Source organism: Pseudoalteromonas umbrosa (genome assembly GCF_030125375.1).
Lineage (GTDB): Bacteria > Pseudomonadota > Gammaproteobacteria > Enterobacterales > Alteromonadaceae > Pseudoalteromonas > Pseudoalteromonas umbrosa.
Genome location: NZ_JASJUU010000025.1, coordinates 1 through 24,973 on the forward strand (window position 1 = coordinate 1; position 24,973 = coordinate 24,973).

At 43.5% G+C, this 24,973-nt stretch carries 14 protein-coding genes; 6 read left to right on the forward strand and 8 right to left on the reverse strand.

Going from position 1 to position 24,973, the window contains the following annotated elements; genetic code table 11:
* Together QNM16_RS26315 and QNM16_RS26320 are read right to left on the reverse strand one after the other, a co-directional pair.
* Nucleotides 1-13,749: SdrD B-like domain-containing protein (locus tag QNM16_RS26315; RefSeq protein WP_284023152.1), on the reverse strand; the 13,749-nt coding region annotated here is incomplete at its 3' end.
* A 185-nt stretch (nucleotides 13,750-13,934) separates the two neighbouring features.
* Nucleotides 13,935-15,869, reverse strand: a complete 1,935-nt coding sequence (locus QNM16_RS26320) for an ATP-binding protein (RefSeq protein WP_284023153.1) — start codon at nucleotides 15,867-15,869, stop codon at nucleotides 13,935-13,937.
* On the opposite strand from QNM16_RS26320, the gene QNM16_RS26325 reads away from it, so the two are divergent.
* The gene (locus QNM16_RS26325; protein WP_284023154.1) at nucleotides 15,868-16,101 is read left to right on the forward strand and encodes a hypothetical protein; all 234 of its coding nucleotides are present in this window, start codon (nucleotides 15,868-15,870) and stop codon (nucleotides 16,099-16,101) included. The two genes, QNM16_RS26320 and QNM16_RS26325, sit on opposite strands and share 2 nt — an antisense overlap.
* A 92-nt stretch (nucleotides 16,102-16,193) precedes the next feature.
* Here the strand turns inward: QNM16_RS26325 and QNM16_RS26330 are convergent, their stop codons facing one another.
* Nucleotides 16,194-16,793 carry a response regulator transcription factor gene (locus tag QNM16_RS26330; protein ID WP_284023155.1) on the reverse strand — a complete coding sequence of 200 codons (600 nt, stop codon included), beginning with the start codon at nucleotides 16,791-16,793 and terminating at the stop codon, nucleotides 16,194-16,196.
* 9 nt (nucleotides 16,794-16,802) lie between these two features.
* Complete coding sequence (locus QNM16_RS26335; protein ID WP_284023156.1) at nucleotides 16,803-17,912, reverse strand: sensor histidine kinase; 1,110 nt, start codon at nucleotides 17,910-17,912, stop codon at nucleotides 16,803-16,805.
* A gap of 122 nt (nucleotides 17,913-18,034) precedes the next feature.
* Here QNM16_RS26335 and QNM16_RS26340 point away from each other — a divergent pair, with 122 nt between their 5' ends.
* From QNM16_RS26340 to QNM16_RS26350, 3 genes are all read left to right on the forward strand, one after another.
* Complete coding sequence (locus QNM16_RS26340) at nucleotides 18,035-18,895, forward strand: DMT family transporter (protein ID WP_284023157.1); 861 nt, start codon at nucleotides 18,035-18,037, stop codon at nucleotides 18,893-18,895.
* Nucleotides 18,895-19,602, forward strand: a complete 708-nt coding sequence (locus QNM16_RS26345; protein WP_284023166.1) for a glycerophosphodiester phosphodiesterase — start codon at nucleotides 18,895-18,897, stop codon at nucleotides 19,600-19,602. Before QNM16_RS26340 ends, QNM16_RS26345 begins: the two co-directional genes overlap by 1 nt.
* A 196-nt stretch (nucleotides 19,603-19,798) precedes the next feature.
* Nucleotides 19,799-21,004, forward strand: a complete 1,206-nt coding sequence (locus tag QNM16_RS26350) for a methyl-accepting chemotaxis protein (RefSeq protein ID WP_284023158.1) — start codon at nucleotides 19,799-19,801, stop codon at nucleotides 21,002-21,004.
* Between the two features lie 45 nt (nucleotides 21,005-21,049).
* Here QNM16_RS26350 and epmA read toward each other — a convergent pair whose 3' ends face one another.
* Both epmA and efp read right to left on the reverse strand, forming a co-directional pair.
* Complete coding sequence (gene epmA / locus QNM16_RS26355; RefSeq protein WP_284023159.1) at nucleotides 21,050-22,024, reverse strand: elongation factor P--(R)-beta-lysine ligase; 975 nt, start codon at nucleotides 22,022-22,024, stop codon at nucleotides 21,050-21,052.
* 86 nt (nucleotides 22,025-22,110) lie between these two features.
* Nucleotides 22,111-22,677: an elongation factor P gene (gene efp, locus QNM16_RS26360; RefSeq protein WP_039608093.1), complete on the reverse strand. Its 567-nt coding sequence runs from the start codon at nucleotides 22,675-22,677 to the stop codon at nucleotides 22,111-22,113.
* A 41-nt stretch (nucleotides 22,678-22,718) separates the two neighbouring features.
* On the opposite strand from efp, the gene epmB reads away from it, so the two are divergent.
* Nucleotides 22,719-23,732 (forward strand): EF-P beta-lysylation protein EpmB, encoded by a 1,014-nt coding sequence (epmB, locus tag QNM16_RS26365; RefSeq protein ID WP_284023160.1) that lies wholly within the window; start codon nucleotides 22,719-22,721, stop codon nucleotides 23,730-23,732.
* A 20-nt stretch (nucleotides 23,733-23,752) separates the two neighbouring features.
* Here the strand turns inward: epmB and QNM16_RS26370 are convergent, their stop codons facing one another.
* A complete protein-coding gene (locus QNM16_RS26370) occupies nucleotides 23,753-23,962 on the reverse strand; it encodes a hypothetical protein (RefSeq protein WP_046356942.1) in 210 nt (69 codons plus the stop codon).
* A 72-nt stretch (nucleotides 23,963-24,034) separates the two neighbouring features.
* Between QNM16_RS26370 and QNM16_RS26375 the strand changes: the two genes are divergently transcribed.
* Complete coding sequence (locus tag QNM16_RS26375; protein ID WP_284023161.1) at nucleotides 24,035-24,328, forward strand: prephenate dehydrogenase; 294 nt, start codon at nucleotides 24,035-24,037, stop codon at nucleotides 24,326-24,328.
* Nucleotides 24,329-24,350: 22 nt separating this feature from the next.
* Here QNM16_RS26375 and QNM16_RS26380 read toward each other — a convergent pair whose 3' ends face one another.
* Nucleotides 24,351-24,845 carry a DUF3016 domain-containing protein gene (locus QNM16_RS26380; protein ID WP_284023162.1) on the reverse strand — a complete coding sequence of 165 codons (495 nt, stop codon included), beginning with the start codon at nucleotides 24,843-24,845 and terminating at the stop codon, nucleotides 24,351-24,353.
* Between the last annotated feature and the right edge of the window lie 128 nt (nucleotides 24,846-24,973).

The following is a 24,973-nucleotide window of genomic DNA, read 5'->3' on the forward strand; positions in this document are numbered from 1 at the left end:
AAACACGCGACCTGAGATAGATTTGTCACCCGCATTCAGCTGCTCTGTGAAGATAAGATCTGGTGCAGCTTGTTCAGCTAATACCAGTTTGATCTCACTGTTTGAACCAAATTGATCTGGGGTTGCACCTTGGTAATCTTGACCTTCAAGGTAATCTGTTGTGCCTTGCGTGATGGTATAACCCGCCGCATCAGATTTGCGCAGGCCAGCAAAGTTAAACGCACCGTTTGCGTCCGTCGTCGTGCTTAAGCTCACCGCTTCACCGTAAAGATCCTGACCCGTGAGCGTGATCTGAATACCAACAAGCGCAAAGTCATTGCCGTTATTTGTACCATCTTGATTGATGTCCACAAACACGCGACCTGAGATAGGTTTATCACCAGTCTTTGGCTTTTCTGTAAATTTAAGCTCTGGCGTTGTATCTGTGCCGACTACGACTTTTGCGACATTGCTCACCACGCCAGCGCCTGAACCGATGTAACGGTTACCCGTTTGGTAAATGCCACTTACTGTTTGCGTAATGGTGTAACCATCAGCATTTGATTCAATCAGACCTGTGAAGCTGAATTGACCGCTCGCATTCGTCACTACACTTTGATTTACCGCCTGACCAAATTTATCTGTACCCGTGATCGTGACCGTGATGCCTTTTAATCGCACATCATTTTGATCAATGGTGCCATCTTGGTTTACATCTAAGAACACTGTACCAGCTACCGACTTATCACCCGCTTTTGGTTTTTCTGTAAATTTAATTTCTGGCGTTGTATCTGTGCCAACAACCACTTTTGCGATATTGCTGACAACGCCAGCACCCGAGCCGATGTAACGGTTACCCGTTTGGTAAGTGCCACTGACTGTTTGGGTGATGGTGTAGCCATCCGCATTTGATTCAATCAGACCTGTGAAGCTGAAAGCACCGCTCGCATTCGTCACTACACTTTGATTTACCACCTGACCAAACTTATCTGTGCCCGTGATCGTGACCGTAATGTCTTTTAATCGCACATCATTTTGATCAACCGCGCCGTCTTGGTTGATATCCAAGAACACGGTACCTGCAACTGACTTATCACCGGCTTTTGGCTTTTCTGTAAATTTGATTTCTGGTATTGCGTCTGTGCCAACAACCACTTTTGCGACATTGCTCACCATGCCAGCACCTGAGCCAATGTAACGGTTACCCGTTTGGTAAATGCCACTTGCTGTTTGCGTAATGGTGTAACCATCTGCATTCGATTCAATCAGACCTGTGAAGCTGAACGCACCATTGGCGTCAGTTTTCACACTCTGGCTGACTGCTTGACCAAACTTGTCCGTGCCCGTGATAGTCACCGTGATGTCTTTTAATCGAAGATCGTTTTGATCAACCGTGCCATCTTGGTTCACATCCATGAACACGGTACCTAATACTGACTTATCACCGGCTTTTGGTTTTTCTGTAAATTTAAGCTCTGGTGTTGCATCTGTGCCGACTACCACTTTAGCAACATTGCTAACTACGCCAGCGCCTGAGCCAATGTAGCGATTACCCATTTGATACGTGCCACTGACTGTTTGCGTAATAGTGTAACCATCTGCATTTGATTCGATTAGACCTGTAAAGCTGAACGCACCATTGGCATCGGTTTTCACACTCTGGTTGACTGCTTGACCAAACTTATCCGTGCCCGTGATAGTCACTGTGATGTCTTTTAATCGCACGTCATTTTGATCAATCGTGCCATCTTGGTTTACATCTAAGAACACGGTACCTGCAACTGACTTATCACCCGCTTTTGGCTTTTCTGTAAATTTAAGCTCTGGCGTTGTATCTGTGCCGACCACGACTTTTGCGACATTGCTCACCATGCCAGCACCTGAGCCAATGTAACGGTTACCCGTTTGGTAAATGCCACTTGCTGTTTGCGTAATGGTGTAACCATCTGCATTCGATTCAATCAGACCTGTGAAGCTGAACGCACCATTGGCGTCAGTTTTCACACTCTGGCTGACTGCTTGACCAAACTTGTCCGTGCCCGTGATAGTCACCGTGATGTCTTTTAATCGAAGATCGTTTTGATCAACCGTGCCATCTTGGTTCACATCCATGAACACGGTACCTAATACTGACTTATCACCGGCTTTTGGTTTTTCTGTAAATTTAAGCTCTGGTGTTGCATCTGTGCCGACTACCACTTTTGCGACATTGCTCACCATGCCAGCACCTGAGCCAATGTAACGGTTACCCGTTTGGTAAGTGCCACTGACTGTTTGGGTGATGGTGTAGCCATCCGCATTTGATTCAATCAGACCTGTGAAGCTGAAAGCACCGCTCGCATTCGTCACTACACTTTGATTTACCACCTGACCAAACTTATCTGTGCCCGTGATCGTGACCGTAATGTCTTTTAATCGCACATCATTTTGATCAACAGTGCCATCTTGGTTCACATCCAAGAACACGGTACCAGCTACCGACTTATCACCGGCTTTTGGTTTTTCTGTAAATTTGATTTCTGGCGTTGTATCTGTGCCGACTACGACTTTTGCGACATTGCTCACCACGCCAGCGCCTGAACCGATGTAACGGTTACCAGTTTGATACTTACCACTTACTGTTTGCGTAATGGTGTAACCATCAACATTCGATTCAATCAGACCTGTGAAGCTGAACGCACCATTGGCGTCAGTTTTCACACTCTGGTTGACTGCTTGACCAAACTTATCCGTACCCGTGATAGTCACCGTGATGTCTTTTAATCGAAGATCGTTTTGATCAACCGTGCCATCTTGGTTCACATCCAAGAACACGGTACCTGCAACCGACTTATCACCGGCTTTTGGTTTTTCTGTAAATTTAAGCTCTGGTATTGCGTCTGTGCCGACAATGACTTTTGCGACATTACTGACAACACCAGCGCCTGAGCCAATGTAGCGATTACCTGTTTGATACGTGCCACTGACTGTTTGCGTAATAATGTAACCATCGGCATTCGATTCGATCAGACCTGTGAAGCTGAACGCACCATTGGCGTCGGTTTTCACACTCTGGTTGACTGCTTGACCAAACTTATCCGTGCCCGTGATAGTCACTGTGATGTCTTTTAATCGCACGTCATTTTGTTCAATCGTGCCGTCTTGGTTTACATCCATAAACACAGTACCAGCTACCGACTTATCTCCGGCTTTAGGCTTTTCTGTAAATTTGATTTCTGGCGTTGTATCTGTGCCGACAATGACTTTTGCGACATTACTGACAACACCAGCGCCTGAGCCAATGTAGCGATTACCTGTTTGATACGTGCCACTGACTGTTTGCGTAATGGTGTAGCCATCGGCATTCGATTCGATCAGACCTGTGAAACTAAACGCACCGCTTGCATCGGTCTTTGTGGTGGAATTCACCGCCTGACCAAACTTGTCCGTGCCCGTGATAGTCACCGTGATGTCTTTTAATCTCACATCATTTTGATCAACCGTGCCATCTTGGTTGATGTCCAAGAACACGGTACCAGATACCGACTTATCACCTGCTTTTGGTTTTTCTGTAAATTTGATTTCTGGCGTTGCGTCTGTGCCGACAACGACTTTTGCGATATTATTGACTTCACCAGCGCCTGAACCGATATAACGGTTACCCGTTTGGTAAATGCCACTTGCTGTTTGCGTGATGGTGTAACCATCTGCATTCGATTCAATCAGACCTGTGAAGCTGAACGCACCATTGGCGTCAGTTTTCACACTTTGATTTACCACCTGACCAAACTTATCTGTGCCTGTGATAGTCACCGTGATGTCTTTTAGCAGCGCATCATTTTGATCAACCGTGCCATCTTGGTTCACATCCATGAACACGGTACCTAATACTGACTTATCACCAGCTTTTGGTTTTTCTGTAAATTTGATTTCTGGCGTTGTATCTGTGCCGACAATGACTTTTGCGACATTACTGACAACACCAGCGCCTGAGCCAATGTAGCGATTACCTGTTTGATACGTGCCACTGACTGTTTGCGTAATGGTGTAACCATCTGCATTCGATTCGATCAGACCTGTGAAACTAAACGCACCACTGGCGTCGGTTTTCACACTCTGGTTGACTGCTTGACCAAACTTATCCGTGCCCGTGATCGTGACCGTGATGTCTTTTAATCGAAGATCGTTTTGATCAACCGTGCCATCTTGGTTCACATCCAAGAACACGGTACCAGCAACCGACTTATCTCCGGCTTTAGGCTTTTCTGTAAATTTTATTTCTGGTATTGCGTCTGTGCCAACAACCACTTTTGCGACATTGCTCACCATGCCAGCACCTGAGCCAATGTAACGGTTACCCGTTTGGTAAATGCCACTTACTGTTTGCGTAATGGTGTAACCATCAGCATTTGATTCAATCAGCCCTGTAAAACTGAACGCACCATTGGCATCAGTTTTCACACTCTGATTGACTGCTTGACCAAACTTGTCCGTGCCCGTAATAGTCACCGTGATGTCTTTTAGCAGCGCATCATTTTGATCAACCGCGCCGTCTTGGTTGATATCCAAGAACACCTTACCTGATAAAGACTTATCACCTGCTTTTGGTTTTTCTGTAAATTTGATTTCTAGCGTTGCGTCTGTGCCGACAACGACTTTTGCGATATTACTGACAACACCTGTGCCTGAACCGATATAACGGTTACCAGTTTGATAAGTGCCACTTGCTGTTTGCGTAATGGTGTAACCATCTGCATTCGATTCAATCAGACCTGTGAAGCTGAACGCACCATTGGCGTCAGTTTTCACACTCTGGCTGACTGCTTGACCATACTTATCCGTGCCTGTGATGGTGACCATGATGTCTTTTAATCGCACATCATTTTGATCAACAGTGCCATCTTGGTTCACATCCAAGAACACGGTACCAGCTACCGACTTATCACCGGCTTTTGGTTTTTCCGTAAAGGTGATTTCTGGCGTTGCGTCTGTGCCGACAACGACTTTTGCAACATTACTGATCACACCAGCGCCTGAACCGATGTAACGGTTACCCGTTTGGTAAATGCCACTGACTGTCTGCGTGATGGTATAACCATCTGCATTCGATTCAATCAGCCTTGTGAAATTAAACGCACCACTGGCATCAGTTTTCACACTCTGGTTGACTGCTTGACCAAACTTGTCCGTGCCCGTGATAGTGACCGTGATGTCTTTTAGCTGCACGTCATTTTGATCAATGGTGCCGTCTTGGTTTACATCCATAAACACAGTACCAGCAACTGACTTATCACCGGCTTTTGGTTTTTCCGTAAAGGTGATTTCTGGCGTTGCGTCTGTGCCGACTACCACTTTTGCGACATTGCTAACAACGCCTGTGCCTGAGCCAATGTAGCGATTACCCGTTTGATAAGTTGCGCTCGGTGTTTGCGTGATGGTGTAACCATCCGCATTTGATTCAATCAGACCTGTGAAGCTAAACGCACCGCTTGCATCGGTCGTTGTGGTGGTATTCACCGCCTGACCAAATTTATCTGTGCCCGTGATGGTGACCGTAATGTCTTTTAATCGCACATCATTTTGATCAACCGCGCCGTCTTGGTTGATATCCAAGAACACGGTACCTGCAACTGACTTATCACCGGCTTTTGGTTTTTCCGTAAATTTAATTTCTGGCGTTGTATCTGTGCCAACAACCACTTTTGCGACATTACTGACTTCACCAGCGCCTGAACCGATGTAACGGTTACCCGTTTGATACGTTGTGCTCGGTGTTTGCGTGATGGTGTAACCATCTGCATTTGATTCAATCAGACCTGTAAAGCTGAAAGCACCATTAGCATCAGTTTTCACACTCTGGCTGACTGCTTGACCATACTTATCCGTGCCTGTGATGGTGACCATGATGTCTTTTAATCGAAGATCATTTTGATCAACAGTGCCATCTTGGTTCACATCCAAGAACACGGTACCAGCTACCGACTTATCACCGGCTTTTGGTTTTTCCGTAAAGGTGATTTCTGGCGTTGCGTCTGTGCCGACCACGACTTTAGCAACATTGCTGATCACACCAGCTTCACTGCCGATGTAGCGATTTCCCGTTTGATAAGTTGCGCTCGGTGTCTGCGTGATGGTGTAACCATCCGCATTTGATTCAATCAGGCCAGTAAAGCTAAACGCACCGTTAGCATCTGTCGTTGTGGTGGTATTCACCGCCTGACCAAATTTATCTGTACCCGTGATCGTGACCGTGATGCCTTTTAATCGCACATCATTTTGATCAACCGCGCCGTCTTGGTTCACATCCAAGAACACGGTACCTGCAACCGACTTATCACCCGCTTTTGGTTTTTCTGTAAATTTGATTTCTGGCGTTGCGTCTGTGCCGACTACCACTTTTGCAACATTGCTAACTACGCCAGCACCTGAGCCAATGTAACGGTTACCCGTTTGGTAAGTGCCACTGACTGTCTGCGTGATGGTGTAACCATCAACATTTGATTCGATCAGGCCAGTAAAGCTAAACGCACCATTGGCGTCAGTTTTCACACTCTGGTTGACTGCTTGACCAAACTTATCCATGCCCGTGATGGTGACCGTAATGTCTTTTAATCGCACATCATTTTGATCAACCGCGCCATCTTGGTTCACATCCAAGAACACGGTACCAGCTACCGACTTATCACCTGCTTTTGGTTTTTCTGTAAATTTAAGCTCTGGTGTTGCATCTGTGCCGACTACCACTTTAGCAACATTGCTGATCACACCAGCGCCTGAACCGATGTAACGGTTACCCGTTTGGTAAATGCCACTTACTGTCTGCGTGATGGTGTAACCATCTGCATTCGATTCAATCAGCCTTGTGAAATTAAACGCACCACTGGCATCAGTTTTCACACTCTGGTTAACTGCTTGACCAAACTTGTCCGTGCCCGTGATAGTGACCGTGATGTCTTGTAGCTGCACGTCATTTTGATCAATGGTGCCGTCTTGGTTTACATCCATAAACACAGTACCAGCAACTGACTTATCACCGGCTTTTGGTTTTTCTGTAAATTTGATTTCTGGCGTTGCATCTGTGCCGACTACCACTTTAGCAACATTGCTAACTACGCCAGCGCCTGAACCAATGTAGCGATTACCCGTTTGGTAAATGCCACTGACTGTTTGCGTAATGGTGTAACCATCAGCATTTGATTCAATCAGACCTGTGAAGCTAAACGCACCGCTTGCATCGGTCGTTGTGGTGGTATTCACCGCCTGACCAAATTTATCTGTACCCGTGATCGTGACCGTGATGCCTTTTAATCGCACATCATTTTGATCAACCGCGCCGTCTTGGTTCACATCCAAGAACACCTTACCTGATAACGACTTATCACCTGCTTTTGGTTTTTCTGTAAATTTGATTTCTGGCGTTGCATCTGTGCCGACAACGACTTTTGCGATATTGCTGATCACACCAGCGCCTGAGCCAATGTAGCGATTACCCGTTTGGTAAATGCCACTGACTGTTTGCATAATAGTGTAGCCATCTGCATTCGATTCGATCAGGCCAGTAAAGCTAAACGCACCGTTAGCATCGGTCGTTGTGGTGGTATTCACCGCCTGACCAAACTTGTCCGTGCCCGTAATAGTCACCGTGATGTCTTTTAATCGCACATCATTTTGATCAATCGTGCCGTCTTGGTTGATATCCAAGAACACGGTACCAGCTACCGACTTATCACCGGCTTTTGGTTTTTCCGTAAAGTTGATTTCTGGCGTTGCGTCTGTGCCGACCACGACTTTAGCAACATTGCTGATCACACCAGCTTCACTGCCGATGTAGCGATTACCCGTTTGATACGTGCCACTGACTGTTTGCGTAATGGTGTAACCATCTGCATTTGATTCGATTAGACCTGTAAAGCTGAACGCACCATTAGCATCAGTTTTCACACTCTGGTTGACTGCTTGACCATACTTATCCGTGCCCGTGATAGTCACCGTGATGTCTTTTAATCGCACATCATTTTGATCAACCGCGCCGTCTTGGTTTACATCCATAAACACAGTACCAGCTACCGACTTATCACCTGCTTTTGGTTTTTCTGTAAATTTGATTTCTGGCGTTGCGTCTGTGCCGACAACGACTTTTGCGATATTACTGACTTCACCAGCGCCTGAACCGATATAACGGTTACCCGTTTGGTAAGTGCCACTTGCTGTTTGCGTAATGGTGTAACCATCAGCATTTGATTCAATCAAGCCTGTGAAGCTAAACGCACCATTAGTATCAGTTTTCACACTCTCGTTGACTGCTTGACCAAATTTATCCGTGCCCGTGATAGTCACTGTGATGTCTTTTAATTGCACGTCATTTTGATCAACGGTGCCATTTTGGTTCACATCCAAGAACACAGTACCAGCAACTGACTTATCACCGGCTTTTGGTTTTTCTGTAAATTTGATTTCTGGCGTTGCGTCTGTGCCGACAACGACTTTAGCAACATTGCTCACCACGCCAGCGCCTGAGCCGATATAACGGTTACCCGTTTGGTAAGTGCCACTGACTGTTTGCGTAATCGTATAACCATCCGCATTCGATTCAATCAGACCTGTGAAGCTGAATTGACCGCTCGCACTCGTCACTACACTTTGATTTACCGTTTGGCCATATTTATCCGTGCCCGTGATAGCCACTGTGATGTCGTTCAAAAGCTGATCATTGGCATCAACAACACCATCTTGGTTTACATCCAAGAACACGGTACCAGCTAACGACTTATCACCGGCTTTTGGTTTTTCTGTAAATTTGATTTCTGGCGTTGTATCCGTGCCAACAACGACTTTTGCGATATTGCTCACCACGCCAGCATCTGAACCGATATAACGGTTACCCGTTTGGTAAATGCCACTTGCTGTTTGCGTAATGGTGTAGCCATCGGTATTCGATTCAATCAAGCCTGTGAAACTGAACGCACCGCTCGCATTCGTCACTACACTTTGATTTACCGTTTGGCCATATTTATCAGTACCCGTGATCGTGACCGTAATATCTTTCAAAAGCTGATCATTGGCATCAACAACACCATCTTGGTTTACGTCCAAGAACACATTGCCTGAAACTGATTTATCACCTATCAGAAGTTCTGCAAATGAGTGTCCTTGTGATGCAGATCCAGATGTAAGTACGATATTGGTAATTTCATCGCTGCCTTGGCTATTAGCCAGCACACTTCCAGATCTCGCCTCTTTACCGTCTCGGTAACTATTCAACGCCGATTGAGTCGGCTGGGTCAATTTATAAGTGCCAGGTACCAAATCATAAAATACAAATTGACCATTGGCATCTGTTGAAATGCGTTGTTGAGCAATAGTTTGTCCACCAGCCGCTACGCCGTCCAATAGCACCTCAATACCAGACAAACCGGTATCAACACCGCTGTCAAAAAGACCGTTATTTACTTTATCAACAAATACGTAGCCAGATATTAAGCCTTGGATCACTTCCGTCGAAGAAGTGGCTTTATTGTTTAACTTATTTGTATCAAAGCCTTGTGTTTCTACCCAAGCTTCATTCACCACGAGGTTATTGCTCGGTAGCGCATTAAGCGTAACCGGGATACTGACCTGAACTGTTTCATTCATCTCAATAAGTGGAATATTACAACGAATAAAATCAGTCAATGCCCCTGTGCTAGGCGAATTTGCTCGAGAATTAGTACAGCTACCTGATGATGTCACCGCATTGCCTGCGACGCCCAGATAGCTTGGAAGATAATCGTAAAGTACGTTGTCAGCGCTGTCACCCGGGCCAGCATTACTGAGCGTAAATTGATAATTAAACTGGCTACCTAATGCCACTTTATTCAAAGAAGCTGTTTTGGTCAGCGCTAAGTCTACAGCGATACGAATAGATGTTTTTTCACTCTCATCGTTGTTTGCCGTAATCAGATCTTTTTCATTTGAAAAAATAGACGCACTTGTCGTTGCAACTTCGCCTGTCGTTGATGGGCGAGACAAAATCTTAAAGAACATATAACGGGTATAAATTGCTGACTGACCGCCGGTATTCTCAAGCAATTCATTTTCTGCCAAAGAAGAACTGCTATTTTCTGGTCCCGAACAGTTAAAGGTGGTTTGAGTATTAAAAGTCAGGTTTTGATTATCACAACGCGCAGTCACTGCACTACAAGTTGCGTTAGAACTACTGTCACATAAAAATTGCAGTTGTTTCGAACTATTAGCTGGTGAAATAGTGAAGTTGTACCCAACACCACTTGCTACAGAAGTCTCACCGTTATTGTCCGTCAAATATTCTAAATCAACTTTATAAACCACCACATTATCGAGCGTCGCTGGAAATGAGCCAGGTGTCGGATACCAAGCCAGTGGGTCACTGATGTCATTGTTTTCAATTTTCAGGTTAGCTTCACGAATTTGTACAGTTAAAGCCTTATTGAAGCTATTGTTTGTAGTATCACTATCCAATGACATATTTGAGGCGGATATTTGGCTTGTACTGTCTAATACCCAATCTTGACGATCAGAGGCACTTTTAGGGCGGATTTGGATGGTAACACTTTGTACTTCATTGCTTTCTAGCGACCCAATACTACAACGTAAAGTCTTCGTCGCTTCTGTGTATGCACAGATATTACTTTGCCCAGCCCTAGAAAAGCTATTGCTTACATATTGATACTCTTTGCCCGTTGGTACATTAAAAGTATGCTCTAACACCACATTAGTTGCTGCAACTGCACCAATATTGGCAATATGAACCGTCTGTAAGGCGATATCACCGCTTAACACCGTTGGCTTCGCATACACAACATTCGTCACTGCTAAATCAAATAATGACTGTGCTGTTGTCGTCGCACTAGCCGAGTTATTTGCTGTATTTGGATCAATATGCGTATTGGAGGATACTTCTACAGAATTGACAACTTGACCATTGGTCGTGACAAAAGGCCTCGCAACCGTCAATGGAATCGTCACACTGTCATTAAGGGCAAATGTTTGACCGGCCTCCAAACGGCATGTGATGGTCGTTTGTGTGTTTTCGTATTCGCCAGTATCAGCTCTAACACACGAAAAACGTGCACCAAGCGTACTGTTTACAGATGATGGGAAGGTGATCCCTGTCTCTTTATTGCCTTCGCGTGATTTAAAAGTCGCATTAAAAGTATCAACAATAGTGAGTGAACCCGTATCTACTCCAACAATGTTAGAACCCGACAAGTTTCTGGCTATGATCTGATAACTTATCTCATTTTGAGATGTCGTAATACTGCTCGTATTCGCCACTTTTTGAATACTTAAATCTGCACTCAAGGCACTTTTAATTGTCGCAGATGCCGATATTTCCCCCGGCGCACCACCGACGTCGGTTACCGTCGCGGTGTTTTGTAAATCTCCCACGGAAGTCGCTCGGGTAGTGATAGTCAAAGTCGGCGCTGTCCCTATCAAAGCAATACGACTTGTATCTGCATTTTGATACAGACAAGTCACCTTACCACCACTGCCATCTGCTAATTGCTCTGAAACACTACAAGACCAATTTGTACCATAGCTACCATTGGCAATAAATGTTTCTCCACTTGGCAGGGCATCTACCACTGTCACCTTACCAAGTGTTGCTCCATTGCCTGTATTTGAGACAACAATACGATTAATGATCTCACCAGCTTGCTCAACTAAACTGGTGCTGGCTGTCGTTGACGCTGATTTGGCTTTTGTAATGCCAAGCTGCACAGGATTACGCGGATGCAGTCCCCAGCCTTCAAAGTTGGCAACATAATCAACGCCACCCACTGTCATAGTCGCTGTGTTTTTAGGTCTGTATTGGCTCTCTGTGCCTGTATATATCGGCGAACGCGCTTTTATCAATATCTCAACAGTTTCATTCGCACCAATTTCAGATCCAGTACAAGTGACTTTTAAATTAGAGATAACACACCAGTCCACAACCGTTTGCCAAGATCCATTGCTATATTTGCGTGTTGCTGTAGAAAGAGGGATGTAACCTGAGGTATTGGCAAAGTCATCTTCGACTTTAATCCCGCTTGCAGCTCCACCGCCTGAGTTGACTATCTTGATAGAGTAATAAAACTCTTTATTCATATAGTTAATGTTGGAGCCCCAGTTCAAATCAGAAGACTTAGTGATACTTAGATCCGGCGCTCTATCCAGAATAGAAAAACTGGCGCTATTACTGGTGGACTCCCGTCCACCATGGGCAACAGTTGCCCAATTAACAGCACTTTGATTCACGGTTTTTGCTTTTGTTTTAATCGTCACTTGCCATATTTGCGATTTAGCGAAGCTATTTGAGATAGGTGTACAATCAAGCCTCTGAGCATCACCTGAGTTCAAAGCACAAGTAAAATGACTTGAACTGTAACTCACGTAGCTGAGCGCATCTGGTAATGTATCAATCAGAGACTCAATGGTCGTCGCCTCTGATGTATTGGTCACTGTAATTTGGAAATCGATCTCATCGTCAACGTAATAAGTAGTGCCATTTAGCAGCGTTTTACTCACTGAGACAAATGAAGTCTGTGCAACACTTGTTTTAACACTCGCACTGGCTTTATCGTTTGCCGTATTTAAATCTAACAAATCAGAGCTTACTTGCGCTGCTGTTGAAAATGTTGCCTCAGATGCAGGTGCATTGGCATATATCCTGACTACAGCGCTGTCATTTTTCACCATAGCACTTGTAGATTGGCAAGTAACCACAAGCGAAGTGACATTACATGACCAACCGGAAGGAGCTTGGGCTGTGATATTACTCATACCACTTGCCAAAGTCGTGCTCAAGTAAGCCGTTGTTACCGAGCTTGGGCCTAAGTGGGTAACAGTCACATCGTAGTAGTGACGTTCATTGACTTGTAAATTTAAAGGCCCATACCAAGAAGGTGTACCATCAGCTTTGTATTGCTTTATCGCAACACCTAAATCAGCATTTGGGTTAATGGATGTATTCACTGATGCTTGATCATTTGAGGCATCTATTTCTGCAGTATCACTACTAATGCTGCTGCTGGCTGTGACAGTGCCACTACTGACCTGGCTAACACGAGCTTGAATATTTAAAGTGGATGATGCTCCTGAAGCAAATGTAGCGATTGTACAGGTGAGTGTTTGGCTGCCCGAGCAGCGCCAGCCGTCAAAATCTACAGTGCTAGCATTTTCCCACGATGTAAAGCTTGGTAAGTTGAGCTTTACGACCGAATTAGCAGCAGCATCAGGACCATTATTTTTCACACCAATTTGATAAGTAAAAACCGTGTCTAAGTTAACCGACACAGGGTTTGCTAATAGCGAGGTAATTGCTAAATCAACACCCGCTACAATCGAAGTATTTTGGGTTTCAGTGTTGTTGAGTAGCTTATTGCTCGATTCATTGTCTGCGCTAATACGCACACTTGGTTCTATAGTATCGCCTGTCTGAGCGGATGTTTTAATGGTTACTTGCAGTGAATCACTCACTCGCCCAGATAGTTGGCCGATTGGACAAGTTAATTTACTTTTAGTTATACCGCCATCTTGATAGTTAGATTGAGTACAGGACTTAGAGCTGGATACAAAACTCGTCGTTGGCGGCAAAAAGAATTCGACAGATACATTATTCGCAGTATCTTCTTCAGAGTTAGTAAATTCAAGGTTATAGCGTACTTCTCCACCTCTAGGTACTGTCGTATCTAGATCTTCGAACGTAGAGATTTGTAGATCAACTGCAAATGCGAAGCTCGCAAAAAACAGAAAAAACCATGAGAAAAACGAAAATAAAAACTTCTTCAATTTCAATAACCCGAACAATATGCCAACACTCAGTCCGTTTTCACTGTGTCACTAATAAAAACGGATGAGAATTTTATTGAATATGGTTACTGTAATCCAGTGTAATTTCCCTTTTATAACAACATTTGTAAACAAGAACAGGACCCTAAAAGGGAAAACAACAACCTTAGGACTATGCGAATAATTTATTGCAATACTTTAGAGTGATATTCAGATAATTTATGCGCACTTCGCTTAGCTAAACTGTGCAATGATTGCCAATCAACACCCATCAAATCAAACATTGATAGACGTACATCTTGAAGCGCAACATGTAACATCATCATACCAAGTGCACTGGCTTCTTCTTCCAATTGAATTAGCTTTTCTTCTAGAGCTTCATATGCCTGAATATCAGCCAACCCACGCAGTTGAGCAAACTCATAATCTAAACGATCGTTTAAGTACATTAACTTTGCATTGAGCACTTGTGGACTCATAGTCTCAGTCAGCCCTTCAATCACTGAATAATCCAGGATATTTTGTTCATCTAAAAAGTGCTTAGCAGGCATCAGCAGTTGGCTAAGTAACCGCTCTAAGCGGGCTTGCTGGATGGGTTTTGCCATAAAATACTCAATCCCAGCTTCTCTATAGGCTCGCTGAGACTGCTCGTCTACATCACCTGTAATGGCAACAACGACCGGCGCTTGTTGAAACTGAAATTGTTTAAAAACATCTTGATACCAATCAAGCCCATGACCGTCACTTAAATGCATATCAAGAAACACAATATCAAATTGCCTATTCCTCAAAGCTGACTCTGCAGCAGACAAGGTCCCCGCAATTTCGTAACTTAGCCCCAATGAGCTCAAAAAGTGCTTTAATATTTCTTGGTTTAGTTGATTATCTTCAACGACCAAAATATCACCACATAGTTGAGCTTCAACATATTCCTCAGACAAACTCCCTTGCCCAGAATTCTGCTCGGCATTTGATAGGGTCAGCTCAATATCAAAATAAAAGGCACTACCTTGTCCCACTGTGCTGGAGACATGCAATTGGGTATTTAAAGCTTCCAAAATCTGCTGACATAACATCAAGCCGACTCCAGCGCTCTGTGCGATAGAACGAGCGGGGTCAAAAGATGAAAAAGGCTGGAACAACTGCTCAACCTGTCCTTGTGTCATTCCCTCACCAGTGTCTGTCACTTCAAAGCGTATGACACTGCCTTTATCACTAGTACTTTGCTGTTTGATAGACAACGTAATGTCACCGCTTTCTGTGTACTTAATTGCATTAGACAATAAATTCTTCACCACCAGCCCAATGCTATCTTGATCAACTAAAAACAGTTTGTCGCTTGAAAAACCAGTTAAGTGAGTACCTAGAGAGATCTCTCTGTCTTGAACTAAGGGCTGAAATTGCACAATCAACAGTTCAGCAAATTGTGCGAGGTTTAATGGCACTTGTTTGGAAGACTTTCCTCTGGCGTTAAGCAATACCTGATTGGCCAGATCGGCCAGTGACATTGCCGTAGAAATGATTACATCGCAATATTGACTATATTTTAACGGCTCTCTAGGCGCTTGTTTGATCAGTTCAGCATGCCCTACTATCGCGTTTAAAGGCGTTCTTAATTCATGGCTCAGCAAAGTTAGGAAACGCTCTTTTTTTTGTGAGTCTTGCTTAGCTTTTAAAGTAAGTTCTGCCAGTTCCTGCTCTTTACGGCAACTACACAGTAAACAAAGAGAAAAACACAATATAAGTGGCATTACGATAACAGACAGCGAAAAGAATTGATTCACCCAATTATTCGTGCCCATGGTATCTGTGTGCTCGAAGTTACCAAGCATGCTAAGCCGAAGTGTAAATACACTGAGCAGACAGATACAGGCTGTCGCAAAAGTCCAATGCGCCGGTGAAAAAGAGGCCGTACTTTTATTTTGGCCTAAAAATAATGCGCGTAAGCAAAGCACCATGGCGAGCAACCACACCAAATAATTGACGACCACTCTGACTAAAAAGCTCGGTTCAAAAAAAGTAAAGTATACAAAACTAGGAAAGAAAACGCAGGCGAGTATACCCCAAGGAAGTAGGTAAGAAACGACATTAAAGAAGCGTTCCACACCTCGAGTCAGCATGAACAACCCTAGTAGTATTAAGGTGTTGGGTACCATTATGGACCATATGGACGACAGCGATAATGACGCTTGGAACATACAAGCAATCGCGGCACAGGATACAAAACCAAACCAAAGTCGCGTACCTGGCGTCTTTTTATGGATCAACCAGTTCACCATCATAAACACGGCACATACGCAGGTTGTTAACGCCAAAATTTGTAATAGTAGTTTCGGATCGCCCATGAATTAAAAGTTACAATATTTTAATTTATTTCTAGTATTATATTACTAATAAAAACCACTAATAAAGAGGGAATGACCATTTATAGGTGCAAAATTTATTTAAAGCCAACCCTTTTGTCTTGCAATTCGGGCTGCATCAATACGGTTTGTCGCGTTTAGTTTAGCAATTGCGTCTGATAGATAATTTCTTACCGTCCCCTCACTCAAGTAGAGTGATTCAGCAATTTGCTTGGTTTTAAGGCCTTCGCCTGCAAGTCTTAACGCTTTTCTTTCTTTATCAGAAAGTGGATCGTTATCATCAAGCGCATTCATCGCCAGCTCTGGATCTATGACTTTTTGCCCTAAAGATACCTTTTTTAGCGCATTAACCAGATAATCACTGGGTGCTTCTTTGAGAATAAAGCCTTTTACATCAGATGCCATTGCGCGTCGAATATAGCCGCTACGAGAAAATGTGGTCATAATCACCACTTTTACTTTTGGGTGCTTTTCCTGTACTTCTTGAGCTAGTTCTAGCCCCGTCATATTCGGCATTTCAATATCGGTCAGCACAATGTCTGGGGAAGTGCTAGCCAGAAACTCTATCGCTTGCAGCCCGTCCTCAACCTGCGCAACAACTTCAAGTCCAACCTCTAAACTCAGTAACGCTGATATCGCATTTCTTACCAGCGCCTGGTCCTCGACCACCAAAATCTTCATCTCTACTCCTTATTGAGGAAGCTGTGCTACCAGCTTATAACCACCTGATTTGGTTACACTTAAATTACCGCCAAGCTCTTCGAGCCGAGATTTAATACCATTCAATCCATTTCCCCAGACAACTTTGCCTATTTGACCATCGTCCTCAAAAGACAGTTGGTGAAAATTATTTTGTTCGTGAAGGGAAATCTTCATCTGTCTAGCATCACTGTGTTTAATCACATTGGTCACAGCTTCTTTAGCGACAAAGCAAAAACAGCTCTCTTTCTCAGCGGAGAGTGGGCCACAATCAATCGTCTTTTGGACCTCAACGCCTTTATCTCTTAGTCGAGATGCCATTACATCTAGTTGTGCTGTTAACCCTAGCTGCTGCATACCGGATACTGCTTCTCGTACTTCTGATAAAGCAATACGGGCCAACTCTGCCACCTCTTGTGCTTCTGTTTCCGCTTTATCCAGCAAACCTGCTGCAATAAATTTACCCGCCAACTCTGACTTTAACGAAATGGAACTGAGCGAATGTCCGAGTAAATCATGTATATCCCTCGCAATCCGTTCACGCTCAGCAATCTTTGCTAATTGCTGGATCTGTTCTTTACTTTGTCGTGTCTCGTTGCTGTGGACTCTATCTTTATACTCTACGTATCCAAAACTAAATAACCCCAAGGAAACTACCAATGCTGGTCCAAGGAAATACGCCCAGTTATCAACCGAGATAAACAACACAGTCACCACAGCAATGGAGAGCACGAGCAACGTAAACAAAAGCCAACGAGCAAAACCAAGAAAACAAAACCCGATAAAATATGCAATATAGCCAAATAACGTACTCGTTCCTGGTGTGAACTGAGTTGCTAATATGCAGGTCAATACCATTATGATAATAAAGGGAAGTACTTTACTTGATGGGTATTTCAATGCTCTGCAGTAAATGAAGGTAAATACAATATAAGCAATTACCTCATATGCGATTTCAGCACGAGTATGTATATTCCAGCTTCGATACAGCGGGAAAAAATAAAATACTGAAAAAAATAAATGACCATAGTTGCCCAAAAAATGCCTGCTTGGTCTCGCAATATGCATTGAATGTGTAAAATGTCCGACGCCGAGATTCATGCCTGTTACTTTTCTAAGGTATATAGAATGTGATTTTTAATTTAACATGCTCGTGCTGAATCACTCAGTGACAGTTGTCACTTAATTGAAATTAATTTAGCAAACAATAAAAGATAAAAACTATGCAGCAACATCAATCGGCACTTATAAACTTACACCTCGCTGTTTTTCTGTTTGGCGGCACTGCCCTTTTCTCTAAACTCATCGCGCTTCCAGCCCTTGATATAACCGTTTATCGCACGGCCATCGCATTTATCGCGTTAACGATCATTCTCAAAATGCAAAACAAGCACCTTAAGCTTGATCAAAACAAAGACTATTTTATTGTTATCGGGTTAGGCGTCATTATTGGTATTCACTGGGTCACCTATTTTGCCGCGATGCAAATGGCAGGCATTGCTACAGGCATCATTGCCTTTTTTACCTATCCCGTGATCACTGTTTTGCTAGAACCGCTGTTTAGCAAAACACGTCTGAAGCTTGCCGACTTGTTGATTGCTACCATGGTGATTTTTGGTATTTATTTAATGATGCCTAATACTGATCTAGGCGACCAAGTGACCTTCGGTATTTTAACCGGCGTGCTGTCTGGAGCATTTTTTGCCATGCGTAACCTGCTACAAAAAAAGTACTTTTCACAGTATGGCGGCCCGCATACTATGCTTTATCAAACTTTAACCGCCGCGGTTGTTTTGTCAATGTTTGTTGACACCACACCAACGGGCTTACCATTACAAGACATCTACTATCTGCTCTTGGCTGGCGTAGTATTCACAGCAATTCCTCACTCATTATTTGCTAGCAGCTTACGCTACTTGAGTGCAACCACAGCTGGACTAATTTCATGCTTGCAGCCCTTGTATGGCATTGTATTGGCTTATATGCTGTTATCTGAGACAACCAGTATGACAACACTTATTGGCGGTATATTAGTAGTCAGTGCCGCTTTTTATGAAACTTGGTCAATAACAAGGAATAAATGATGATCCAAGTATTTGCACACCGCGGTGCCAGCGGCATGTATCCCGAAAACTCGCTAAGTGCAATTAGCGCAGCTTTAGAGGTGGGTGTACATGGTATAGAGCTTGATGTACAAAGCTGTCGTGATGATTATGCAATCATTCATGACACATGGTTAGACCGAACAACGAACGGTAAAGGGATGGTAAAAAATGCGTCTAGAGTAGAGTTAAACAAACTGGATGCTGGTAATGGTGAGGGGATCCCAACTTTACAAGATGTCTTTAACCTTGTTGGAAAACAGGCAGATATCAACCTCGAGCTAAAACATACTTACAGCCTAGATAAATTCGTCAACTATATAGAAAAAAACGTGCAAGAAGGCATTATAGAGCGCTCACAGCTGATCCTGTCTTCTTTTGATCACCACCAACTTGCTTGGCTCAAGCAAAAACTCCCTTGGGTTAAGATTGGCGCTTTAACTGCATCCATCCCATTGCATTATGCCGAATTTGCACAGCGTCTGCATGCATACAGCATTCATATAGATAAAAACTTCATTAATCATGAATTTGTTCAAGATGCAAAGCAAAGGGGCCTGAAAATCTATACTTATACGGTAGATAAGCAGCAAGACATAGAACAAGTGCTAGAGATGGGCGTGAATGGGATATTTAGTAATTATCCATGTCATGCAAAAATGGTCATCAATAAATGGCAGAACAAGTAACTTTTACCGCCATTTTTGAATAAGGCACGCTATTTTACAAAAAATAGCGTTTAGCTGGGAAACCAGCGCTTACAAGCTTAAATAATTCCACTAAATGGTATATTTTAATAAGACTGATCGTAAATTTCTGGCCCAAACTATAGATTGAGTCAGTATTTACCCAATTGGCGAGTGATAGCCTATGACGAGTTTGTACATGCGGATATATAATTTAATTGAAGAGTCTTTGTTTTATACATTAACCCGAAAAATTTTCGGTAACCTTGGGTTTCTATTTGTATTTCAACTACTCACATTAGGCTGGCTCTATTCATATTTGAGTGACTCTGGTAGCAAATTTGGTGGTTTTTGGCTACTCGCATTCGCCTCTGTCGCCGCTTTCATATTCACCTTCTTTTACATGCGCTTTTTGATCGTACGTCCGGTGCAAGCTATGCGAGACAGGTTAGAACAAATAAATCGCCAAGATGGAAATTTATCAGCGCAGCTTCCTCAATTTACTTATGATGAATTTAGAGATCTCAGTGCGCAATACAATACCTTTACTACTCACCTAGGCAATCTACTAGGGAATACCTATAAAAGCGCTGAAGCCGCCACGGCGAGCAATCAGCAAGTAACCTACTCTATGACCAACACAGTATCCGTGGGTGCACAGCAAATTAATCAAGGCGACACCATTATCGCAGCCAGCGATCAGGTAACACACAGCCTACAAAGTATTGTGAGTAATACCGACCAAGTTTATCAAGCCAACACTGAGAGCTTGCACTTTGTTAGAGGCTCGTCTCAGTCTTTATTGACGCTGGTTAGTGAAGTGCAGCAGATCACGACATTACTCGGGAACTTCTCTACGACTGTCGCTGGACTCAAAGAGAATAGCGATAATATCCGTAATATTCTCAAAATGGTTGAAGAGTTTTCTGATCAGACGAACTTACTTGCGTTGAATGCTGCAATTGAAGCAGCCCGTGCCGGTGAAGCCGGTCGCGGATTTGCGGTCGTAGCAGATGAGGTGAGAAACTTATCGGTTAAAGTGAATGATGCCACAAGGCAGATCAGTGACTTTATCAACCAAATGGATCACCTTGTCAGTGAAACACATCAGGAGTCAGAACAACTGATCTCTCATTCGAGCGGTGCAGAAAAAGCCATTAGCGAGACTTCTCAAGGTTTTGCTGATATGAGCGAGGACTTTGAGCGCAACCAGTCACAGCTAGAAGAAATTGTCAGTGCCGTACATCAGCTGGAAGAAACACAAAACCACACCCACCAAGCTGTGCAGCAAATTGTCGAATTAGGCCAAACTGCAAAAGAGCAATTAGATACTGCACTCAGTGACTGTCAACATGCTCACCAGCTTACAGCCACCACACAAAAAGAGTTGCAGCGATTTATTTAATAAAAAAGCTCAGCAAATGCTGAGCTTTTTTGTATCCACCGTACTTTAGGCACGTTCAATATCAAAGGCAATAACTTCCTTTATCTCGCGCTTGTCTGTGGCCAGCATCACCAAGCGGTCAATGCCCAAAGCAACCCCTGCACAATTCGGCAAGCCTTGATCTAGTGCGGCTAAAAAACGCATATCTTTATCTACGGTAGGCAAATTCATTTGCTGGCGCTGCAAGTTATCTTCATCAAAGCGCTTACTCTGCTCCTCAGCATCAGTCAGTTCATTGAAGCCGTTAGCCAGTTCCATCCCTTTGTAGTAAAGCTCAAAACGCCCCGCTACTCGCTTATCTTGTTCATTTAATTTAGCCAGTGCAGCTTGTGATGCAGGAAAGTGGTACACAAAACAAGGAATATCTTGTCCAATCTGAGGTTCAATTTCCATGCAAAACAGCAGCTGTAACAAAGGGTCAATTGTGGTTTCTTCGTCAGCAATGTCTTTATAGCCATACTCTGCACAGACTGCTTTCAATGATTCCAACTCTATCGTTAACGGATCGATGGACAAATATTGCTGAAATGCCGCTTGGTAACTTATTCTTTGTGCTTTATCACAAGATAAAATGCACTGCATAAGCGCATCAATTTCATCCATCAATAAATGCTCATCAAACCCTGGGCGGTACCACTCGAGCATGGTAAATTCTGGGTTATGATGACGGCCTGACTCTTCGTTTCGAAACGCTTTGCTAATTTGATAAATCGCACCGCTACCCGCTGCAAGTAAGCGTTTCATCGCAAACTCGGGGGAGGTCTGTAAATACAGAGGCAAACCTTGAGCATAACTCGGCCCAACAAACTGCGTTGAGAATGTCGCCAAATGAACATCCGTCACTGACGCCTGACTTAAACTTGGCGTTTCCACTTCATAGACATCACGCTCCGCAAAAAATGAACGGATACTTGCCAGCACTGCAGCACGCTGTTTAAGGGTTTCAATTTGCGCACTCGGCGCCCACTTCACCTCATTCATGGGTTACCTCAGATAATATTTATAACGACAAAAAAAATCTCGACCGAAGCCGAGATTTTCTTACGTCAAAGTGATTAAGTAAATAATTACTTAACGCGGCTCACATATTCGCCAGTACGCGTATCAACTTTGATCACTTCACCAATTTGTACAAACAGTGGTACACGTACAACCGCACCGGTTGTTAGTGTCGCTGGCTTACCACCAGTACCCGCTGTATCACCTTTTAGGCCAGGATCTGTATCTGTGATCTCTAGTTCAACAAAGTTTGGTGGTGTTACTGCAATTGGGTTACCGTTCCACAGTGTGATTGTACAAACGTCGTTTTCAACTAACCACTTTACATTGTCACCTAAAGCTTTTTCGTCAGCTGCGATCTGTTCAAATGTGTCGTTGTTCATGAAGTGCCAGAATTCGCCATCTGTATAGAGATAAGCAAGATCTGTTTCCATCACGTCTGCGCCTTCCACAGAGTCGCCTGATTTAAACGTTTTTTCTAATACTTTTCCTGAGATCAACTTACGGATCTTAACGCGGTTGAAAGCTTGGCCTTTACCTGGTTTAACCATTTCGTTTTCTAGGATCGTACAAGGCTCGCCATCAATCATAATTTTTAGGCCGCCCTTGAACTCGTTGGTGCTATAATTCGCCATCGTATCCTCTAATCATCGTATTTCGAGTAATAAACCTGCTAATGATACAAATAAATGAAGTAAATTTGCATACTAACTGGCAAAAAGAATTGGCGAATGTCGTTACTTGCCCAGATACACTACTCAAAATGTTGGGCTTGGAGTCTCATTTCAGTGCAAAAGACCTCGCTGCTAAGCGGCTTTTCCCTGTACGTGTGCCAAGACCCTTTATTGCCAAAATGCGCTACGGTGATCCCAATGACCCGCTGTTATTGCAAGTAATGCCACTGCATCAAGAGTTTATCGCCGCCTCTGGATTTAACAAAGACCCGCTCGAAGAGCAAGACGCACCTGTGCCAGGCTTGCTACATAAATACCAGTCTCGGGTGCTGCTAATGCTTAAAACAGGGTGTGCAGTAAACTGCAGATATTGCTTTAGACGTCACTTCCCCTATCAGGATAACCAAGTCAACAAACGTGCGCTTGCACCGATATTTGAGTACTTGGTTGAGCACCCAGAAATTAATGAAGTGATTTTAAGCGGTGGCGATCCACTGATGGCCAAAGATAACATGATCTGTTGGCTATTAGATGAATTAGAAGCATTGCCTCAGATAAAACGTATTAGGATACACAGTCGTTTACCCGTGGTTATTCCTGCAAGAGTGACCGATGCACTGTGCGATCGACTGGCAAACAGCCGTCTCAAAGCCATTTTGGTTAATCATATTAATCACCCAAATGAAATAGACGATGATTTCAAGGCAGCGATGAGTAAACTTAAACAGGCCGGTGTCACGCTATTAAACCAAGCGGTATTACTCAAAGGTATCAATGATTGTGCTCAAACACTTTCTGCGCTAAGCGAAGCTTTGTTTGACAGTGATATTCTGCCTTATTACCTGCATCTACTTGATAAAGTTGAAGGAGCCAGTCACTTTGATATGAGTGAGTCTGAAGCGATTGAATTGGTTGCTCAAATGCTAGAGATATTACCAGGCTTTTTGGTACCCAAGCTGGTGAGAGAAATCGGCGGCAAACAAAGTAAGACGCCGATTGATTTGCATTTAAATTAAAATGCGAACATCAACGTATATTAAGCATATACATTTATGTTGTTGCCCAAGGTTGCCGTCACTGACTTAGCTGGAGTTTGCGCTGCCGCAGAACTCCCTGCTGATTCAATTAACGCTAGGGCTGCTCGTCCATCTGCCTGCTGTTGCTTTTTAGCCAGAGAAGCACTGTATACTTCGCCACCTGGACCAGCGCCAGACATAGCAGGAAGGTTACTTCCGGAAATATTCATAGGTATTCACCTGACAAGTTTGATGGATCCGAGTAAAATATCGGCCGATTTACTTAAGACTTTAGGAAAAACATGCAAGCAATCATCGAAAAACTCAACGAAAATTTAAAAGTTGTTTATCGTCAAGCACTTGATGCAGATAAAAAATTAGATGAACTACAGCAGCAAGGGCATGGTAAATTCGCATCACTGTTCACTAAAGAAGCAGGGTTTGGCTTTGAAGCAAAGCGATTTAAGCCCTATGTGCTTGATGTTGCAGCAGATGTAGATGCATTAAGTAAATCAGAACAATTAGATGAAGAGCAACTGAAAAAGACTGTATTTAAGTTACAACAGTTGTTGCAACTATTAGCGACATTCAAATAAAAAGAGCGCCTCAGCGCTCTTTTTATTTATTCGCGGTGCCAAACACCGGCGTAACCTCATCTTCAAACCAATCGCTTAATAACCGCTTGTCATAATAAAACTCGGTGTCTCTACCAAACTTGATTCTATCCATAAAGCTCATGTCTTTTAAAACTTTAGATTTCGCTTCCACCATTACGTTACCTGATTTGTCGGTCACGCTATAACTAATTTTTAAACGTGGAAAATAAATAGGTTTAATGATGCGAATATCATTCATGTTAAATCTAACATCACCTGCTAAATCAATGTCTTCAAAAGTCATCGCTAACGTATAGCCTTCTGGCATGTCTGAGGCTAGCTTATTCAAATGCGCATCAAACTGCTTTGCGATACGCTTGTGATATCCGCCACGAGTCTCTTTTGCAGGAAACACATCTCTATACTCTTTAAAGTCTAGCCATGTTACTTTTGCCTCTCCAGCACTAGCCATCATCGGCATTAAAAGTGCCACAACGGCATATTTGAAAAGTTTCATTATTTGCTCCTCTGGTTAGCCTATGTGTTCATATTCTGCTCACTACGCTGAACGAAAACTTAAGGGTTACATTCATTAACAGGCTTTTACCGGCGTTCACCTTTTATACCGAGTGAACGCCATATCAC

Coding starts and splice junctions, on each gene's coding strand:
- QNM16_RS26375 (WP_284023161.1), top strand. CDS start 24,035: ATGCAAGCAATCATCGAAAAACTCAACGAAAATTTAAAAGTTGTTTAT.
- QNM16_RS26325 (WP_284023154.1), top strand. CDS start 15,868: ATGAACAACCCTAGTAGTATTAAGGTGTTGGGTACCATTATGGACCAT.
- efp (WP_039608093.1), bottom strand. CDS start 22,677: ATGGCGAATTATAGCACCAACGAGTTCAAGGGCGGCCTAAAAATTATG.
- QNM16_RS26320 (WP_284023153.1), bottom strand. CDS start 15,869: ATGCTGACTCGAGGTGTGGAACGCTTCTTTAATGTCGTTTCTTACCTA.
- QNM16_RS26340 (WP_284023157.1), top strand. CDS start 18,035: ATGCAGCAACATCAATCGGCACTTATAAACTTACACCTCGCTGTTTTT.
- QNM16_RS26380 (WP_284023162.1), bottom strand. CDS start 24,845: ATGAAACTTTTCAAATATGCCGTTGTGGCACTTTTAATGCCGATGATG.
- QNM16_RS26330 (WP_284023155.1), bottom strand. CDS start 16,793: ATGAAGATTTTGGTGGTCGAGGACCAGGCGCTGGTAAGAAATGCGATA.
- QNM16_RS26370 (WP_046356942.1), bottom strand. CDS start 23,962: ATGAATATTTCCGGAAGTAACCTTCCTGCTATGTCTGGCGCTGGTCCA.
- epmB (WP_284023160.1), top strand. CDS start 22,719: ATGATACAAATAAATGAAGTAAATTTGCATACTAACTGGCAAAAAGAA.
- QNM16_RS26345 (WP_284023166.1), top strand. CDS start 18,895: ATGATCCAAGTATTTGCACACCGCGGTGCCAGCGGCATGTATCCCGAA.
- QNM16_RS26350 (WP_284023158.1), top strand. CDS start 19,799: ATGCGGATATATAATTTAATTGAAGAGTCTTTGTTTTATACATTAACC.
- epmA (WP_284023159.1), bottom strand. CDS start 22,024: ATGAATGAGGTGAAGTGGGCGCCGAGTGCGCAAATTGAAACCCTTAAA.
- QNM16_RS26335 (WP_284023156.1), bottom strand. CDS start 17,912: ATGAATCTCGGCGTCGGACATTTTACACATTCAATGCATATTGCGAGA.